Origin of the sequence: Paenibacillus sp. MY03 (assembly GCF_002165585.1) — a bacterium.
GTDB lineage: Bacteria > Bacillota > Bacilli > Paenibacillales > Paenibacillaceae > Pristimantibacillus > Pristimantibacillus agaridevorans.
In genome coordinates this window covers 1-1,085 of the sequence record NZ_MXQD01000123.1, presented here as the reverse complement: position 1 = coordinate 1,085, position 1,085 = coordinate 1, and the positions used below count along the sequence as shown (strand labels likewise).

Below are 1,085 nucleotides of genomic sequence, written 5' to 3'. Positions count from 1 at the left end.
CAAAGGAATCAAGATCATGCTGATTATGAGCTACAATATTCCTTGGTTGTCTCACAGCAATACGATGCATGGGATTCCCAAAGACTGGGATGTCTATCAGGATATTATTAAGAAAATTTACGCGCACTTTAAAGATAAAGTAGACTATGTGGAAATTTGGAACGAGCCTGATTTGAATTCTTTTCTGGACCGGACGAACAGCGGGTATGCCAATAATTTGGCAGCCTACAAGGATATTTATTATTACGCGGCAAGTGGCATTCGCTCCGTGGACAGTTCTATTCCGATTGGCGGACCTGCAACTTCATCTCAGAACGCTACAAATTGGGCGGACTCCCTATTGAACGATTCCCGCATCAGCAATAATATTAACTTTCTGAGTTACCACTACTATCGGCAAAACCCTGACGGGGAGCCACAGGTGACCTCTTGGCGCAATGTGGCGGTCGCACATGGCAAACCGGATATGCCCATCTTCGTAACGGAGTGGAACTATAGCCCCTCGTATACGAAGATTCCGATGAACAACGAATCTGTTGATGCGATTCCCTATTTAGCCCAACGATTAAGCGATTTTATTAATGCTCGCGCCAACGGCAACGGTTACTTTGCTTTCAACAAAGGCACGCCAGGAACTGACGACTTTTTCTCGCTATATGCTGACGGTACCTTGACCCCGAAAATGTCAGTCTATCGGTTAATGTCCAAACAGCTTGGATTAGGGGACGGAGATTTCGCGTTGAGAGGATTGTCATGGACGAATGGAAGTGCTACCGTCCTCGGCGGAGCCGCGATTAATGCCAGCGGGAATCCGGTGGCCTGGATCGTTAATACTTCAGGAAATGGAGACAACGCGAACGTCACCTTCAGCGGATTAACTCCGGGAGTGCAATATCAAGCGGATTTGTATGAAGCAAGCCGTTGGCAATTTGCCTCCGCTATTCGACAGTCCTTTACATTCACGGCGACAAGCGGGAGCGGCAGCATCAACTTTTGGTTACCTTATAAGTGCGCAGTGGGGATTAAGCTTACCCCTATAGTTCCCTAAACGCTACAGATAGAAGGCAATTTGTGAAGAGGTGAAG

The 1,085-nt window shown here is 47.2% G+C and carries 1 protein-coding gene; it reads left to right on the top strand.

Annotated features, from left to right (window positions below; all coding sequences use genetic code 11):
• Positions 1-1,048, top strand: a 1,048-nt coding sequence (locus tag B1748_RS36190; protein WP_218781693.1) for a GH39 family glycosyl hydrolase, incomplete at its 5' end; no start/stop codon positions are given.
• Between the last annotated feature and the right edge of the window lie 37 nt (positions 1,049-1,085).